17 protein-coding genes and 1 pseudogene are annotated in these 16796 nt (G+C 43.4%); 6 read left to right on the forward strand and 12 right to left on the reverse strand.

Features of this window, described 5'->3' with window-relative positions; all coding sequences use genetic code 11:
- The first annotated feature begins 243 nt into the window (after positions 1 to 243).
- Positions 244 to 1641 carry a L,D-transpeptidase family protein gene (locus ACTW1R_RS15340; RefSeq protein ID WP_167822285.1) on the forward strand — a complete coding sequence of 466 codons (1398 nt, stop codon included), beginning with the start codon at positions 244 to 246 and terminating at the stop codon, positions 1639 to 1641.
- A 155-nt stretch (positions 1642 to 1796) separates the two neighbouring features.
- A complete protein-coding gene (locus ACTW1R_RS15345; protein WP_270290758.1) occupies positions 1797 to 2096 on the forward strand; it encodes a hypothetical protein in 300 nt (99 codons plus the stop codon).
- A 53-nt stretch (positions 2097 to 2149) separates the two neighbouring features.
- Here ACTW1R_RS15345 and ACTW1R_RS15350 read toward each other — a convergent pair whose 3' ends face one another.
- Positions 2150 to 2527, reverse strand: coding sequence for a winged helix-turn-helix transcriptional regulator (locus tag ACTW1R_RS15350; RefSeq protein ID WP_015510504.1), 378 nt, complete (start codon positions 2525 to 2527; stop codon positions 2150 to 2152).
- A 97-nt stretch (positions 2528 to 2624) separates the two neighbouring features.
- Between ACTW1R_RS15350 and ACTW1R_RS15355 the strand changes: the two genes are divergently transcribed.
- The 3 genes and pseudogenes from ACTW1R_RS15355 to ACTW1R_RS15365 all read left to right on the forward strand — a co-directional run bounded on the left by ACTW1R_RS15355 (position 2625) and on the right by ACTW1R_RS15365 (position 4513).
- Positions 2625 to 3503, forward strand: coding sequence for an aldo/keto reductase (locus tag ACTW1R_RS15355; RefSeq protein ID WP_375826770.1), 879 nt, complete (start codon positions 2625 to 2627; stop codon positions 3501 to 3503).
- Between the two features lie 39 nt (positions 3504 to 3542).
- A pseudogene (locus ACTW1R_RS15360) lies at positions 3543 to 4024 on the forward strand (VOC family protein).
- Between the two features lie 159 nt (positions 4025 to 4183).
- The gene (locus ACTW1R_RS15365; RefSeq protein WP_016608455.1) at positions 4184 to 4513 is read left to right on the forward strand and encodes an SdpI family protein; all 330 of its coding nucleotides are present in this window, start codon (positions 4184 to 4186) and stop codon (positions 4511 to 4513) included.
- A 33-nt stretch (positions 4514 to 4546) separates the two neighbouring features.
- On the opposite strand, the gene ACTW1R_RS15370 is transcribed toward ACTW1R_RS15365, so the two are convergent.
- The 8 genes from ACTW1R_RS15370 to arcA form a co-directional block, all read right to left on the reverse strand.
- Entirely contained in the window at positions 4547 to 5242 is a 696-nt protein-coding gene (locus tag ACTW1R_RS15370) for a YoaK family protein (RefSeq protein ID WP_074536488.1), read from the reverse strand.
- A 63-nt stretch (positions 5243 to 5305) separates the two neighbouring features.
- Positions 5306 to 5821 (reverse strand): VanZ family protein, encoded by a 516-nt coding sequence (locus ACTW1R_RS15375; protein ID WP_015510509.1) that lies wholly within the window; start codon positions 5819 to 5821, stop codon positions 5306 to 5308.
- A 214-nt stretch (positions 5822 to 6035) separates the two neighbouring features.
- Positions 6036 to 6542 carry an arginine repressor gene (locus ACTW1R_RS15380; RefSeq protein WP_005230706.1) on the reverse strand — a complete coding sequence of 169 codons (507 nt, stop codon included), beginning with the start codon at positions 6540 to 6542 and terminating at the stop codon, positions 6036 to 6038.
- Positions 6543 to 6619: 77 nt separating this feature from the next.
- Positions 6620 to 8071: a YfcC family protein gene (locus ACTW1R_RS15385; RefSeq protein WP_008380167.1), complete on the reverse strand. Its 1452-nt coding sequence runs from the start codon at positions 8069 to 8071 to the stop codon at positions 6620 to 6622.
- 63 nt (positions 8072 to 8134) lie between these two features.
- On the reverse strand, positions 8135 to 8824 hold the full coding sequence (locus ACTW1R_RS15390; RefSeq protein WP_270290756.1) for a Crp/Fnr family transcriptional regulator: 690 nt from the start codon (positions 8822 to 8824) through the stop codon (positions 8135 to 8137).
- A gap of 41 nt (positions 8825 to 8865) precedes the next feature.
- Entirely contained in the window at positions 8866 to 9801 is a 936-nt protein-coding gene (arcC, locus tag ACTW1R_RS15395; protein ID WP_270290755.1) for a carbamate kinase, read from the reverse strand.
- A 17-nt stretch (positions 9802 to 9818) separates the two neighbouring features.
- On the reverse strand, positions 9819 to 10838 hold the full coding sequence (gene argF, locus ACTW1R_RS15400) for an ornithine carbamoyltransferase (RefSeq protein WP_016608459.1): 1020 nt from the start codon (positions 10836 to 10838) through the stop codon (positions 9819 to 9821).
- A 19-nt stretch (positions 10839 to 10857) separates the two neighbouring features.
- Positions 10858 to 12081 carry an arginine deiminase gene (gene arcA, locus ACTW1R_RS15405; RefSeq protein ID WP_010748983.1) on the reverse strand — a complete coding sequence of 408 codons (1224 nt, stop codon included), beginning with the start codon at positions 12079 to 12081 and terminating at the stop codon, positions 10858 to 10860.
- Positions 12082 to 12481: 400 nt separating this feature from the next.
- On the opposite strand from arcA, the gene ACTW1R_RS15410 reads away from it, so the two are divergent.
- Positions 12482 to 14287, forward strand: a complete 1806-nt coding sequence (locus ACTW1R_RS15410; protein WP_144809507.1) for a M3 family oligoendopeptidase — start codon at positions 12482 to 12484, stop codon at positions 14285 to 14287.
- A 47-nt stretch (positions 14288 to 14334) separates the two neighbouring features.
- Here the strand turns inward: ACTW1R_RS15410 and ACTW1R_RS15415 are convergent, their stop codons facing one another.
- The 3 genes from ACTW1R_RS15415 to ACTW1R_RS15425 all read right to left on the reverse strand — a co-directional run bounded on the left by ACTW1R_RS15415 (position 14335) and on the right by ACTW1R_RS15425 (position 16795).
- Positions 14335 to 14802 (reverse strand): TspO/MBR family protein, encoded by a 468-nt coding sequence (locus tag ACTW1R_RS15415; protein ID WP_010748985.1) that lies wholly within the window; start codon positions 14800 to 14802, stop codon positions 14335 to 14337.
- Between the two features lie 126 nt (positions 14803 to 14928).
- On the reverse strand, positions 14929 to 16284 hold the full coding sequence (gene celB, locus ACTW1R_RS15420) for a PTS cellobiose transporter subunit IIC (protein WP_015510511.1): 1356 nt from the start codon (positions 16282 to 16284) through the stop codon (positions 14929 to 14931).
- A gap of 7 nt (positions 16285 to 16291) precedes the next feature.
- Positions 16292 to 16795, reverse strand: coding sequence for a hypothetical protein (locus ACTW1R_RS15425; RefSeq protein WP_015510512.1), 504 nt, complete (start codon positions 16793 to 16795; stop codon positions 16292 to 16294).
- Between the last annotated feature and the right edge of the window lies 1 nt (position 16796).

Here is a 16796-nt window from a genome sequence, read left to right on the forward strand (position 1 = left end):
TTATGCAACTGAACGAATTCTCCAGCTCACTCTTTTTCAGAACCCTTTGATCAAGATGGCTTGCTGCCGATTCGTTCAGTTTTTTTATCGTAAGAAATGCGTTTCTACAGCTTGCCTAAAGATAGTTTAAGAATTTTCTATTTTTCATGGAAGTTTTCATTTGCCATATTCGCTTTCCCGTGGGAATATGGTATGATTTAAGCGTTATTATCTATTATGCCATTAGAAAAAAGGAGTAGTTGAATGACTCGTTCAAACAAACATACTGACGCCAAGAATAATACGAAGAAAATTGTTCTGATCGTTGTGGCCGCTTTACTCGTAGTGATCGCTGGCGGCTATACCTACCGAAGTACATATTATGCAAACCGTTTTCTACCAAAGACTGAAATCGATGGGATCGACATCAGCAACAAAACCGTTGCCGAGGCCAACGCCCTGCTGCATGATCGCTATTCACAAGAAGACTTTACTATCAAAGATGGTGATAGCGAATGGAAAACAGTCAACCTTGCTCAATTTGGTTTGCAGACGGATTTCACCGATGAGCTGCAATCGTTAAAAGATGAACAAAATCAGTGGAGCTGGGGAATGGCTTACGTTTCGGCTGCCGAAGAAAAGAAGCTAGACAATCTCTCAGTAGACCAAGACACCTTGACTAGCGAAACCAACACGATCCAAAAAGAACTCGAAACCTTAAATGAAGATCGTACCAAATCGGCTGATGCCACGTTGGAAAAAGGCGAAGACGGTTTTTCTATCAAACCAGAAGTTGACGGCGATGCCATCGATGTTGACAAAGCAGTGGCAGACTTGCAAGAAGCCATCGTCAGCGGCGAAAAGGAACTGAATCTCGTTGATTATGTCACAAAACCAAGTGTGACCGCCGATGATCCAGACTTAACGAAAGAAATGGATTCGTTGAATAAAATCGCCAAAGTAACTGGCAATTATACGATCAACGGAAATACGTTTCAAATCCCAAGAGAAACGATCATGGATTGGCTCTCTTATAAAGACGGCAACACAACGATCGACGAAGACAAAGTACGAAGCTATGTCACATCGATCGGCGAACAATACAATACTAGCACCAATTCTTCGACCTTCCAAAGTACCAAGCAAGGCGAAGTGACAGTCCCAGCCGGTACTCTTAGCTGGACGATCCAAACCGATGCGGAAACAGAAGCATTGATCGAGGCGTTAAAAGCAGGCGAAGACTTCACCCGCACACCGATCGCTCAAGGAAGCACCGATGCCGGCAGTCCGCTGTTTGGCAACACCTATATCGAAGTTGATCTAAAAAACCAACACATGTGGTATTACAAAGATGGCGAATTGGTGTTGGATACAAAAATTATCTCTGGGAAACCAGCTACACCAACACCAACTGGCGTCTTCTATGTCTGGAACAAAGAAGAAGATGCAACCTTGACTGGTGAAGATTATGCGTCCCCTGTTGATTACTGGATGCCCATCGATTGGACTGGTGTCGGTATCCATGATTCTGATTGGCAGACGGAATACGGTGGCGATCTTTGGAAAACCCGTGGTTCTCACGGCTGTATCAATACTCCGCCAGGCGTGATGAAAGAATTGTACAGCAAAGCCGAAGTCGGGACACCCGTGATCGTGATTTAATCAAAAAAAGAATCAAACCTTTTTATAGACGAACCAAAAGCTGCAAAAGAAAAATCTTTTGCGGCTTTTTTGTTGTCTCCCAAATGTTCCTATTTACAAAGAGCGGTTTAATAAATATACTTAATTAACTACTTTAATTAATAAGGAGAATCATTTTGGAAAAAGTCGTTTTTATTGATCGTTCTACTTTGGCTGGAAATCTGATCAAAATTTTCGCCCGCAACATCCAACTGCTATCCGAGGATCAAATCAGCGTAACTGTTGTGACACCAGAACGTCTGGCGAATTATCGTTTTGCGCAAGAAAAACTCGTTTTGGTCGATCCCTTGCTTTCTTTAACAGATCCGATGATCAAGCAGGCCATCCCACCACGCATCAAGCGCCTTTCGTTTCCCGTCAATCATTACAGCGGGATGAATACTGAAGCCATTCTAGAATTGATCCAACAAGCATAACAAAAAAAGCGTGCAGAAACCAAGCGTTTCTGCATGCTTTTTCTCACTCAAACTCAGCTCTGCGAGACAAGTGTCTCTTCTTGTTCCAGCAAAACAACGGGTTCCCCTTTGTCTTGCAGTGCAGCAACGTGCATCGTGCCCCACTGGCAAAGAGTATCCAATAAGCCGCCTAAGGTTTCTCCATATTCACTCAAGGAATACTCAACTTTAGGTGGTACTTGATTATAGGACTTGCGAGTAACGATGTCAGATTCTTCTAATTCCCGCAATTGCTGGGTCAACATTTTTTGACTGATGCCAGGGATCTTCCGCCGTAAATCACTGGGACGTAATGCCCCATGGCGTAAATTACAAAGAATGATTGGTTTCCACTTCCCGCCGATGACATCCATGGTTGCTTCAACACCGATATTATAAATTTTTTCTGCCATTTTTTTCACCTCATTACGCTTGATACCACACAAAGGTTACCAAAAGGTGGGTATCAAACAAAAAAGTACGTACTATACAGTATTACCACCTCATTATATGATGATACCAGAAAAAAATAAAGGAGATGTTTTTATGATCGAAAAATTATCAGATACCGTCACCCTGAACAACGGCAGTGAAATCCCCGGGTTGGGGTTAGGTGTCTTTCAAATCCCTGAAGCTGACACAGCAGAGGTCGTGAAGCAAGCGATTATCAATGGCTATCGCTTGATTGATACAGCAGCGATTTACGGCAATGAAACAGGAACAGGGGCAGGAATCAAACAAGGCTTACAAGAAACGGGGTTGGCTCGTGAAGAACTCTTTGTCACTTCCAAACTTTGGAACGATCATTTAACTTATGATGAAACGATCCACGCCTTCAATGAAAGTCTGGCCCGCTTAAACCTCGAGTATCTCGACTTGTACTTGATCCATTGGCCAGGAAATCAAGCATTTCAAGAGTCCTGGCGTGCTTTGGAAGACCTCTATGCGGCAGGAAAAATCAAAGCGATCGGGGTCAGCAACTTCCAGATCCATCATCTGGAGCAATTATTGGCCATTGCTAAGGTCGTTCCTGTTATCAATCAGATCGAGCTGCATCCCAAACTGACGCAGCAAGATCTGCGGGCTTTTTGTGGCGAAAAAGCAATTGCGATCCAAGCTTGGTCGCCATTGATGCAAGGCAAACTGCTGAAAGATGACACCGTCTTGGCGATCGCCGATGCACAGCAAAAATCAGCGGCACAAGTGCTTTTACGCTGGGCTATTCAACAAGGGATCTTAGTCAATGTCAAATCGACACACCCCGAGCGAATGATCGCCAATGCAGCGATTTTTGATTTCTATTTATCAGAAGCTGACATGGCCCGCTTGAACGCATTAAATGAAGACTTACGAGTGGGTCCAGATCCAGACACATTCGATTTTCATTAACCAAACGATATACTAAACAAAACCTTAGGAGGAAGTATAATGACAAACACAAACACAGGCTTTTCAATGGTTAACCATGTGGGAATCACCGTCAGCAATCTCGAACATTCCATCCAATTTTATGAAGCATTAACGGGAAAGAAAATCGCCAATCAAGATACGATTGGCGGCAAACGCATGGCGCAAACGCAAGGATTAGCAGATACACTGATCAAATATGCCAATCTTCATTTAGACAATCTCAACATCGATCTTTTAGAATACGTCGAACCAAAATCCAACAAAGCCAGCTATTCCAATGAGCAAATCAGCGCGATGCATCTTTGTTTTGAAGTCGAAGCTATCGATGAAGCCGTTGCACGTCTAAAAGCCATTGGCGTTGAACCTGACGGCACCCCATCGTTTTTGAAGCACAAGACGGCTTGAAAAGCGGCTTTGGGACAGGCGTCGCCTACTTTACAGATCCAGACGGCACCAATCTTGAATTGATTGCACCAAAAGGCCCTTTTCAACGGGGATAAAAAAACGGATGGCGCTGCAAATCGCCATCCGTTTTTTTGCTAGAAGCACGTATTTTTCGATTGTTCCCCTTCATAGAAGCGTTCATAGCGGATACAATAAGTATGTACTCCTCTTTAGCGGCTTCACTTACTTATCCAACAAATCGCACGTGAAAGGTAGTGATCTCGATCGATATTGGACTTTTGTTGTTGATTTTTACGGGTATTTTTTTCATCGTCTTCTGGTGCTTTTACCGAGAAGAACCCAATTATGTATTCGGCTTTCGCACCAAGCGCAGTACAGCCAGTGTCAGCAATTGGCGTTTTGCCCAGCAGTGGTTCTCCTTGTTAGCGATGCTCTTTCTAGGCGGGGTCGTTTTATTGCAGCGCAACGAGCTGATCGCAGAGGCTTTTTACCAAGTAGCCGTTTTTGGCAGCTATCTTCTAGCAGCGCTACTCGTAGAAACGGCACTGTATCTCAAAGATTCACGCACAAGCACCAAAAAGTAAGACAAAAAAGACATTCCAGCGAATGTCTTTTTTCTATTGTTTATTTTGATGATGGATCGTGATCCCCAACACCAAGGCTAAAATCCCTGAAACCACCCAGATGGTGCGGTGGAATAAGAAAATCCCTAGCAAGCTGCTTAAGACTGCACCAAAAAAGAAGCCGCCGATGATCAAGGAAATAGAAATAATCTTGGGCGTCACTGATCGGTCCTTTTTAAACCAGCGCATGTACACATAATCAGCCAGTGAACGTAAGTTGCCGGTGGTCATCGTGGTGGCATAGGGCATCCCTGCCAATCGACGATAGGCGGCATATTGAATCGCTGCAAAAAAAGATAACCCCGAATCGATCATGACATTGGGTAATGATCGAGCAAAAAAGCCCAGAACCAAAATACCGATTGCTTCAAAGATCAATGCGGCATTTTGCCAAACGATCCAGCCCCCTGTCGGAAAATGATGCTGCAGATAATTCGTCACTACGATCCCCACTAAAAACATGAAGATTGGTGGCAGATATCGAAAGGCTTGTTCAAACTGCCCCGTTGAAAGATTGATCCCTAACAAAATGACATTCCCCGACTGCATACTTGCAAACACTTCCCCGTGAAACAAGTAGGTATACGCATCTAAAAAACCGCCCGCCATAGCAAGAAGAATCCCCACCGGTAAACTTTCATGCACGACAAACTCCGATTTGCTTTTGACACTGCTCAAACTTTTTTCCATTGGTTTCGCCTCTTGTTTTTATACTTTCTGACAGCTTACTGCTTAAAAAACGCCGACAACTCGTTATGTTTTGCGGCGTTTAGGTGACTTTTTCGATAGCTGACAAATCAACCACCCCAAAAGAACGGCGGTCAGTGCTCCAGCTGAATCCAGCATGACATCTTGAAAAAGCGGCGTCCGTCCTCCCGTCAGCATTTGATGGTATTCATCGATCCCAGCGTAGCCGGTGGCTGCCAACCAAGCAAAAAAAGCGGCTAGCCAATAGGGCGTACGGCGATAAACGAGAACGAAGAACAAACTGCCCCCTAAGACAAAATAAGTGAAGAAATGCGCACCTTTGCGAATGAAAAATTCCACAAATGAGAAATAGCCTTTTTCCGCAATACTGATCTCCGACCCAGCATAGGAAAAAGAGATCGTCTCCAACCAATCTTTCAATGGTTCGTTTTTTAAGATACGTGAAAGCAACCCGATTTGAGATTGCTGCTCATAGGTTTGTGAAGAGCTGATAAAGAGGATGACCATTACCGCAATTGCGATACAAAAGTAAAAGTTCGGTTCTTTCAGTAATTTTTTCATAGTTTTCACTCCTCATTTTCCTATCTTACCATTTTCATTTGGTGATGCAACTGTTTTTCCAGCAAACCGTGGAGACATTGCACACACAAAAAGAGTGCTTCCGTCAAGTTTAGAAGCACTCTTTCTTTTTAAAAATAGCCATCGGTATGAAAAGCCGTCACCCGTTTGGTTGTGAGATCTTTGGGCTTGTGACGTTCAGCTTCCTCAACGATTCTCAGGGCTGTTTTGCGTTTTTTTCTCCAGTAAATAATGACGAACCCATCTCGTAGCCTTCTACATAATGATTCAACCGCTCGACGACCTCTGCTGCCGCTTCTTGTGACGGCGTGATGATCAATAAAATATCAAACCCTGCAATCGTGCCGACAATTTCTGGCAGCTCCATTTCATCAAGATAATTGGCGATCACATCGGCGCCATTTTCAGCCGTATGAACGACAACTAAAAAGTCAATCTGCGTAATCTTTTTTAGATACTCATACATCGAAAACGCAATTCTGTCTTCTAGATCCTGCTCTTTGGATTCAAAAATTGAATAATACGGTCGCCCATTTTTGGCATACGTTTTAGCGATGTTCATTTCCCGCATGTCTCTAGAAATCGTGGCTTGGGTAGCTGAAACATTTTCTTTTTTTAATAAATTCATCAATTCTTCTTGAGACTCAATCCGATGTAGGACAAAAAGTTTTTTGATAATTGCTTGTCGCTCTTTTTTTTTCATTTACTTGATCCGCTCCTCTCAAGTCGCCTCGCTTACTGAAATAGTTGATCCGTCTCGTTCACTTCTTGAGACCCAGCTTACAAGAACAACATCGAGAAGATTAAAATGGCAAGATTGGAAATTCCGATAACCAGTAACGGTTTGCGCATAAAGCGAGTCCAAGTAGAATAGTTGACCCGCGCCAGCTCCAATCCGCCCATCACGACGCCAGAAGTTGGTGTGATCAAATTCACTAATCCGCAACCAGCAGTAAAGATCATGACCATGACGTTCGGATTGAGTCCGATGCTTTGCGCCAAGGCACCCATGATAGGGATCGATACATATGCCAGTCCTGAAGTCGATGGAATCAAGAACGATAAGAGCAGATACAAAATATAGGCGCCAATTACGAACAGGACAGGTGATAACCCTTCTAAAAGATGGGAAGCCCGATCCAAAATAAACAGATCCAAGTACGTCGTTTGCATAATGTAGGAAGCCCCCCGTGCCACAACGATGATCAAGACAACGGATAAAATGTCTTTGACCCCATCGATAAAGTTGGTCACGATTTCTTTTTCTGAGAATCCTTGAATCAACGCAATGATGATACTGATGTAGAAGAACCACATGGCCAAATCACCAAAATACCATTCACCGAAGCTATTGCCGGTCAAAAAGGCGGTCCAACCGTCAAACACATGGATATCAAAGTCGCCCCAAGGAATCAAGGAAACCACCATGATCACAAAGGATAAGCCAAAAATCGTCAAAATCAGGCGATGTTTTTGCGTAAACACCAAGGCTTCGTTCGTGTCTTTGACAAAATGTTCTTCCATTTCTTTTTGCTCTTGCAGCGATAAGATCGTGGAGCCTTTGTCGGCTTTGACTTTTTTTGCATAAGACATCACCACAAAGATACAGTATGCGGTCGTGACTAACCAAAGCAATGCCCCGACTACTAAGATCGTTCCATTGTTTGGGGCAATATCGATGCTTCGCAAGGCATCCATCGCAACGCCGGTCGCAAAGGGGTTGACGGTGGAGCCAATCACGCCGGCACCAGCCCCCAGCATAACGGTTCCTGCTGCGACGATCGTATCAAAACCTGATGCCACCATCGTTATTGCTAATAAGGAATAAAAAGGAATCGTTTCTTCCGCCATTCCATAAGTGGAGCCGCCGATCGAAAACAAGATCATTAAAATCGGAATCAAAATCAACTCATTGCCTTTGAGTTTTTTGACCAAATGCTGAATACCGGCTTCCAAAGCGCCTGTTCGCGTGACGATATTCAAAAAACCACCCAAACAGAGAATAAACACACAGATCTCGATCGCATCACGAAATCCGTTAAAAGGCGCCATAAAGAAATCAGAAAACTTGGCACCGACGACTTGGCTGACCATCTCTTCTTGCCCTGCTGGTAATGAAGGTGCAAAGGGCTGACCGGCTAGTAGCCAAGAAGCGACCGTCAACGCAATAATGATCAGAAATAAGATACTGAACGATGTCAGCGACTTTTTTTCTTTTTGCTTTTTTTTCATCTTCGTTCCTCCTCTATTGAATCAATCTTAGGAGCAAATTGCCAACAGCTAGTCTGTCTGTGGTCAATTCGCAACATGGGAAAAATAATCTTTGTCATAAATAATGAGTTCTTTGTAACGATAATAAATCTTTCTTTTATGCACGAGCGCCTTGATGGTTTGACTGACCGTCTCGCGCGTCGTTCCACTGTATTTAGCAATATCATTGATAAAAACTGGAAAAGGAATGCGAATCTGCTCTCCTTGTGACTGTCCGTGCTCGATCATCAAGAGACCAATCGTATTGATGACTCTTGTCTGCGCGCTAGAGGTGACACAGTACTCCACTCGGCGTCTTTGCTTCTCCAACTGCTGGCTCATTTGCTGATTCAGCCACAGCAACTGACTTGTAGATGAAACAACCAGCGGTTCAAACAGCGACATCGCTGCAAACTGCACGACAATGTCTGTTGCAGCGAATGCCGATACATCATAGTTGTCTCTTTCAAACAAGCCAATCAAAGGAAATAACTGATCAGGCCCAACAAAATCTACATAACAATAGGAATCAGTTCCGTCGGTTTTTTCGATCCGTACGAGACCTTCGATCACATGGAATATCCGATCTCTTACGTCGCCTTCATAAAAAAGCACTTGGCCTTTTTTGTACGTACGGCAGTATATATGCTCCTTCAATCGCTGTTGATTTTCTTCTTCCAGCCATTGAAAGCTATTCGCTCTTGTTGATGGATCTTTTATTTGGTAGTCGATCATTTCTCTCACTCCAATGTTTTGGACTTGCTTTGCTACTTCGCTTATTTCCAGGTGATCTGTGTACCAGCGTCTTCAATTTCTGCCAGCTTATCTAAGGAAGTAATCACTGCCCGTTTTTCCGTGCCCATTTTGACAAAATTCAAAGCTGCTTGTACTTTCGGTAACATGCTTCCCGGTGAAAAATGTCCTTCATCGACATAGGTTTCCAATTCAGCGGCGGTCACATGATCCAACCACTGCTCATTTTCCTTGCCAAAGTTCAAAGCGATTTTTTCCACGCCCGTCAAAATGATCAGCTGATCCGCATCGACTAAACGAGCCAATTTTTCAGAAGCAAAATCTTTATCGATCACGGCTTCAACCCCCAGCCCATTATCTAACACGGGAATGCCCCCGCCGCCTGCGCAAATAACGATCGTGTTTTGTTCAATCAGCGCCTTGATGCTGGCAACTTCTTGAATCGCTTGTGGCGCTGGACTGGCAACGACTTTCCGCCAACCACGACCAGCATCTTCACGATAGATGGCATCTGTTGCCGCCATGGCTTTTTTGGCAGCTGTTTCCGTTAAGAAAGGACCGATCGGTTTGGTCGGATGGGCAAATGCTGGATCTTGGGCATCGACTGTAATTTCCGTCACCACTGTCACTACCGGCTTAGCCATTTGGGCTTCTTTCAACTGGATTCTCAGCTCATTTTGTAACCAATAGCCAATACTGCCTTGCGTCATTGCCACACAGGTATCTAAAGGCATCGCTGGGTTTTTGCTAGAATCACTGGCTTGTTGCTGCAAAACCAAATTTCCCACTTGAGGCCCATTCCCATGGGTAATGATCAAATGAACGTCTTTTTGGATCAGGGGAATTAAATACTCGACGGTCTGTTTAAGCCGTTCTTTTTGCCCTTTGGCACTGGCATCATCTGCTAGGATAGCGTTGCCGCCAAGGGCGACAACGATCGTTGGTTTCTTTTCACTCATCTGCTCACTGCTCCTTCTTACACTCTAGGAATAAAGAGATCGCCTAAGGTTACTGCCATGATTGCTTTGATCGAGTGCATTCGGTTTTCAGCCTCTTCAAATTGACGGCCCCATTGACTGCGGAAAATGTCGTCTGTGATCTCCATTTCAGAAATGCCGAATTTTTCTTCGATCATTTTTCCATACGTCGTATTCGTATCATGGAACGCTGGCAAGCAGTGAAGCACGATCAAGCCATCGTCTTGTTTTCCAGTCGCCATTACCATTTCGCGGTTGATTTGGTAATCTTTCAACAGCTTCACCCGTTCTTCAAACTGGTCTTCTTCCCCCATTGAAACCCAAACATCGGTATACAGAACATCGGCATCTTTGACGCCTTTTTGAATATCGTCTGTTACCATCAGCTGACTGCCAGATTCTTTGGCAAATTTGTTGGCATAGTCTGTCACTTCTTCAGCTGGGAAAAGTTCTTTTGGTGCACAGATGCGAACATTGACACCTAAAATCGCCCCCGTCACTAACAAACTATTCGCCATATTGTTTCGGCCATCGCCCACATAGACTAACGTAATGTTTTCTAATGTACCGAAGTTTTCTTTGATCGTCATGAAGTCAGCGATCATTTGGGTTGGATGCCATTCATCGGTCAAGCCATTCCAAACAGGAACGCCAGAGAATTTGGCTAAATCTTCAACGACTTGTTGGCTGAACCCGCGGAACTCAATGCCATCAAACATACTGCCTAAAACTCTGGCGGTATCTTCAACGGATTCTTTTTTGCCTAGCTGGATATCATTCGCACCTAAAAATTCTGGATGGGCACCAAGATCGATGGCAGCCGTCGTAAATGCCGCCCGTGTCCGAGTCGACGTTTTTTCAAATAAGAGGGCGATGTTCTTGCCTTCCAAATAGCGATGAGAAATATTTTGCTTTTTCAACTGTTTCAAATAGATGGAAAAATCAATAAGGTATTCTAACTCGGCTTTCGTAAAATCTTTTTCTGCTAAGAAGCTTCTTCCTTTAAATACTTGTTTCATTAGTAATTCCTCCTCTAGATTAAATATCTTCTCTGATAAATGGCATGCTCATGCAGCGAGGGCCGCCACGGCCGCGAACCAATTCACTGCCGGAGATTTTATGCAATTTGATGCCGGCTTCAGTTAACTTTTGATTGGTGATCGTGTTACGGTCATAGACCACGACTTCACCAGGTGCGATCGTCAAGGTATTGGAACCGTCATTCCATTGTTCCCGAGCTGCAGCGACCAAATCGTTCCCCCCACAGCGAATCAATTCCACTGCATCTAATTCTAAGTAGCGGCACAAAATGTTTTCTAACGTATCTTTTTCTTCTTTGATGGTTACGCCATCCCCGTCACGTGAGATTGAATAAACGGTCAGTTCGCCTTCAATTTCTGGATGGATCGTAAATTTGTCATAATCAACCATTGTAAATACCGTATCTAAATGCATGAATTTGCGTTCTTGACCAATATCAAAAGCTAAGACGTACTCAAAACTTGGTTCATGTTGGAACACATTACGAGCCAACTGTTCAATGGAAGTGGCATCTGTTCGTTGGGAGATCCCGATCGCTAACACTCGTTTTGACAGAACCAATTCATCGCCACCTTCAATTCGTGTTGGCTGATCACGGTCATAAAGCAAGTGCGGTGGCTGTTGTTGGAACATTGGATGATGAGCAAAAATGTATTTGCCATACAACGTTTCACGACGTCTTGTTTCTGAATACATGCGATTCAAGGAAACCCCGTTACCGATCGTCGCAAACGGATCGCGAGTGAAATACAAATTCGGCATTGGATCGATCAAAAACGGATACTGGTCATCCACAGCACCAGCTAGGCTTTGACTATGGGGCAATTTCAATTCATTTTTCGCTAGACCTGCCATCGTTTTATCGATGAATTGACGGTTATCTTCAAAAGATAAGAAATAATCGGTAATTTCAGCAATGATTTCTGGGCTTTGTAACGTTGTTTCTTCTAAATATTCCTTGATAAACTGCTCTTTGATTTCTTGACTAGTTAACGCTTCTGCTGCTAAATCTTCTAAATACAACACCTCCACATTATTATTACGCAATACATCGGCAAATTGATCATGTTCAGCCCTTGCTTGTTCCAAAAAGGGAATATCATCAAATAACAAGCGATTTAAATGATCGGGCACGAGATTTTCTAATTCTCGACCAGGGCGATGGAGCATGACTTGCTTCAAGCGGCCGATTTCTGAAAAAACATGAATAGCATTTGACATTTCTTTACATCCTCCTTTGTTTTGATTACGCCTACATAGTACAAGAATGTATGCGCTTACCAAGCGACGTATTTCTCCTTCATTATGCAAAGCATTTGTCATTATGCAATAAAGAGTGAATATCTTCTTGCGAGCGTTTTTTTACTCGTTGTTATTTTTTTATATGTAATATTTATTCAGCAATTTTTAAATAAGAATTTGATGAGAATGAAAAAATGATCGATTTTGTTCTTTTCTTTGATTTTGACGTCCCCGACCAATGCAGGCAAAGCTTGCGAAAGACAAGAACTTTTTCAACCGACAGCTTTCCTTTTTCGATTAAAAAAATCCGATGGTTGCGACTAAATGTGGCTATGCTATACTTAATAAGATCGTAGGAAAAGAAAGGGGTTTGATAGGAATGACCTATTCAATCAATTGGGATCTAGAAACAATTTTTCCAGGAGGCAGTGATTCTGTTCAATTAAAAGAACGCATGAGCCAGCTGGAAGAAGAAATCAAAACTTACCGTGAAAAAGTTGACGCTTGGGCACCAAACGCTACAGACAATGCGACAAAATTAGAGGAATTAATCGAACTTTCTGGCACAATCAATCAGGGATTTTCACAATGTGGCAGCTTTATCAATGCCTTGCTTTCAGCGAATGTCAACGACAGCAAAGCCAAAATCCTGACAGGCGACCTCTACGCAAAACTGCCAGCATTGCAAGCAGCACAAACCGTTTTCTCGAAAAAATTGACAGAAATTTCTGAGGATGATTGGACTGCGTTACTTACAGCGGAAAACTTAGCACCAATCGCTTTTCGTCTAAGCGAGATTCGTCGCGACGGCAAAGAATTGTTATCTGAAGCAGAAGAAACCATCATCAACACGTTAAATTTAGATGGCTTAAATGCTTGGAGCCAACATTACGATACGATCGTTGCCTCGATCGAAATTCCTTTCCTTCAAGAAGACGGCACGACGATCAACTTGTCCGCTGGTCAAGCCTTCAATAAAATGATGGGTGATCCAGATCCAGAAGTTCGTGCACGTTTATTTGACACTTGGGAAAAGACTTGGGCAGAAAAAGAAGACCTCTTTGCAGATACCTTGAACCATTTAGACGGCTTCCGCCTTTCTACCTTCAAGCTTCACGGTGTCACTGATTACTTGAAAGAACCATTAGAATACAATCGTCTGCAAAAAGCGACATTGGATGCTATGTGGGGCACGATCCAAAAGAACAAACAGCCGATCGTTGATTTCTTGACCCGCAAAGCCCAGCTTTTCGGCAAAGAAAAAATGGAATGGCAAGATCAAGATGCGCCGATCATCCTTGGGGACATGGAAGAAAGAACCTACACCTTTGATGAAGCAGCTGACTTTATTTTGACCAACTTCCGTAAGTTCAGTCCGAAAATGGCTGACTTTGCCCAAGTTGCTTTTGAAAAAAGCTGGATCGAAGCAGAAGATCGTCCTGGCAAACGTCCTGGCGGCTATTGCACCAGCTTGCCAGAAACCAAAGAGTCACGTATTTTCATGACCTACAGCAATTCAGTCAACGAAGTAGCGACGCTTGCCCATGAGTTAGGTCACGCGTTTCACAGCAGCGTTCTTTGGGAGCTACCAGAATTAAACCGCAACTATGCCATGAACGTTGCCGAAACAGCAAGTACCTTTGCTGAATTGATCGTTGCTGATGCAACCCTCAAAGAAGCGACAACGAAGGAAGAAAAAATCAATCTATTGGATGCCAAAATGCAAAATGCGATCGCGATGTTCATGAACATCCATGCACGCTTTATTTTTGAAAACAGCTTCTACCAAGCCCGTCAAAACGGCTTAGTTTCAGCGGAGCAAATCACGGAAATGATGACAGCGGCGCAAAAAGAAAGCTATGCGGATGGGTTAGCAACTTATCATCCACATTTCTGGGCAGCCAAATTGCACTTCTTTATTGATGATGTGCCGTTTTACAACTTCCCTTACACCTTTGGTTACCTCTTTAGCATGGGGATCTATGCGTATGCCAATGAAAAAGGGTCTAGCTTTGAAGAAGAGTACATTGCTTTATTGCAAGATACTGCTTCAATGACGACGGAAGAACTGGCGCAAAAACACCTTGGTGTTGATTTAACAAAACCAGACTTCTGGCAAGCAGGGATCGATATGGTCCTAAAAGATGTTGACAGCTTTATGGAATTGACTGAAGACTATATCTAAAAGAAAAAACCCTCTTCCAACACGACGCTTGGAAGAGGGTTTTTCTATCAGGCATTCAATAAAGTTAAGCCAATCGTTAAGTAGCCTGCGTACAGACACCAAATCAAATAAGGAATAAACAAGTACATTGCTTTTTTGTCGATGCGAGCAAAGAGGATCATACAAATAATCACTGATAGGACTAACAAGACAATAATGACCGTTCCTGCCCAGTAAGCATTCCAGCCAAAGAAAACGATACTCCACAAGAAGTTTAGTACTTGCTGGATCGCAAAGAAGATATAGGCATTCTTTTTAAGCGCTGGATTGACTTTGGCTACGATCAACAGATACAACGCTGTTCCCATAAAGGCATACAAAATCGTCCAAACGATCCCAATGATCCCACCAGGAGGGGCTAAAAAGGGTTTTTCCATTTGCGCATACGTTCCAGCGATGTCTCCTGCAAACAAACTCGAGATGATTCCTGTTGCTTCGATGCCGATCACACAGACCAGCCAAATCAAAAATTTCATGTTCTCCACTCCTTCTTTTTTTCATGACTCTCTCATTTAATCGTACCATCGAATCGAAAAAAAGCAGAATAGAACGCTTAAAAAAAGAAACGCCCGTGTGGACGTTTCTTTCTTGTTCCTTTCAATTTATGCTGCTTGCTCCCCTTCTTGGGCTTCTTGCTTGACTAGGCCTGCATCATAAGAACGAGCGAATGGGAAGTAGATCAAAAAGGCAACCCCTGCACATAAGAACGCACAAACTGCGGCTTTCCAATCGCCTCCACTTCCAATGAATGCGCCGATACCGATTGGAGAAGGCCATGGCATTTGGGCGATCATCGGTCGAATGATCTCCAATTCGATCGCAAAATAGGCAATCGATGCGGATGCCATCGGTGCTAAGAAAAAGGGAATCGCTAAGAAAGGATTATAAATCAAAGGAATCCCGAAAATCAACGGCTCGTTAATATTGAATAAGGCTGGAATGATCGAAGCTTTTCCTAACACTCTCAATTGTTTTGATTTTGCCAGATAAACCAAGAATAAAGCGAGACCTAGCGTTGCTCCTGAACCTCCGACGGTCACATACGCATTGTTAAACTCACCAGCTAATGCAAAATTGGCGCCCTCAGCATTGGCTGTCAAATTACCTAAGGTGATTGGCGTCAATACAGAGAAAATGATATTTGCGCCATGGATTCCTACTAACCATAATGCACTGACTAAAAAGTAAATCACCATCAACCCTAACCAACTATTAGTCAAGTTCGTCACAAACCCAAAAGGCACGGCAATGATTTGGAAAATATCCGTTCCCGCTGCAACCAAAGCCCCATTGATAATAAGGACCGTGAATGCGACGACAAAGGCAGGGATCAATGCTGTAAAGGCACGGGCGACTCCCAATGGTACTTCTTCGGGCATTTTAATGACCCATTTTTTTGTTACACACAAGCGGTACAACTGAACAGCCAACACCGCCATGATAATACCGGTAAATATCCCGGTCGTTCCTAAACGCTCCACCCCGTCGCCACCGATCGCCCAGCCATTGATGATGGCATTTTCTTGATCGGTGATTCGTGACATGCTGCCATCCACGATCATCAATTGTGGGATCGACATGAAAAAGGCAAACATCGATAGTAACGCCCCACTCATAGGCGCAAGATCCAACTCTTCTTCTTCCGCATAGATCTTGGTGTATTCATAGCCGAGAACGATACAAAAATATAATGCCAAAAGTCCCATTGTCGTGCTGTTTGCCAGCATATACAAATCACTGACTCTGAAAAAAGTATTATTGAAGAAATCTTCTAAAAAGGTAAAGGTCTGCGGCAATACATTGATAACTAAAAACATCGAGCCAACGATCGTAAAAGGAATCGAAGCCATCCCAGCAGCCATGATGGCACGTACGATTTTGAACTGTGCCACTTTTCCTAACGGTCCCATGACGGCCGTTTCTAAGAGACTGAACAACTTGCTATTTGATTGTTCCATAATGTAACTACTTCCCTTCAATGAGTTTTTGGTATTCTTTAATATATCCATAATACGTATCTTTTTTGCGACGGATCTTATTGACACGCTGCAAACATAACGCAGCTAACATTAGCCCCACACTAAGCCAGAGTGTAAGAATGCCTCGATTGATCGGCGTATTTTCAAGAAAAGGAAAAACGAATGAAAACAGATGAGAGAAGCAGCAGATGGCGATTAACAGGAGATTCATCGTCAGTTGACAAAGATAAAACAAGCGCGTCCAGCGCAGTTTTCCAGCTATTTGCTCTGAATAGCTGCCATAAAGACGCACGTATTCCCCGATCGCCGAAATGGCCAAAATCAGCAGTGCCAGCGGGAGGATCAAGAGTACGGCATTGCTGACCATCGCTGCTAAGAACCAATAAAGATTTGCAAAGAAAAAGACTGCTAATACATACCTTAGAAATAAAAAGCGGTGAAACCGAAACGTTTTTTCTGCCATTTTTTTCTGCTGTTCTCGATTGGTCATT

The sequence above is a fragment of the Enterococcus sp. R12 genome, assembly GCF_058135755.1.